This is a genomic window from Halorubrum sp. SD690R, from assembly GCF_005435035.1.
Lineage (GTDB): Archaea > Halobacteriota > Halobacteria > Halobacteriales > Haloferacaceae > Halorubrum > Halorubrum ezzemoulense.
On sequence record NZ_SGTV01000150.1, the window covers coordinates 1 to 433 of the forward strand.

Here is a 433-nt window from a genome sequence, read left to right on the forward strand (position 1 = left end):
GCCGGTTGACGCAGCGGAGCATCGTCGACTTCCCGGAGCCGGACGGCCCGATCAGGACGGTCACGTCGCCGCGGTCCATCCCGAAGGAGACCTCGTCGAGCACCTGCTCGTCGCCGTACCACTTCGAGACCTCGCTCACGCGGAGGAAGCCGTCGTCAGTCACGCCGACTCACCCTCCGGGATCGCGTAGCGGGTGCCGAGGTAATCGAGCGCGCGGTTCGTCGTGAACGTGAGGACGAAGTAGATGGCACTGATGAACAGGATGACTTCGAGGACCGCGGTCGTCTGCTCCGTGAACAGGTCGTAGCCGCGGGTCAGAAGCTCCGCGAGGCCGATCGCGAAGACGATGCTCGTGTCCTTCAACACGATGGTGAACTCGTTTTGGAACCCCGGGATCGACCGGCGGAGCGCCTGCGGAACGACGACGTAGCGG

Annotated in this window: 1 protein-coding gene and 1 pseudogene; both read right to left on the minus strand. The window is 65.1% G+C overall.

Features of this window, described 5'->3' with window-relative positions; all coding sequences use genetic code 11:
- Positions 1-163 (minus strand): ATP-binding cassette domain-containing protein (locus tag EXE41_RS19965; protein ID WP_137691812.1); only part of this gene is annotated, 163 nt, incomplete at its 3' end.
- Positions 160-433: pseudogene (locus EXE41_RS18830) on the minus strand (amino acid ABC transporter permease); the annotation flags it as partial. The pseudogene EXE41_RS18830 and the gene EXE41_RS19965, both read right to left, overlap by 4 nt.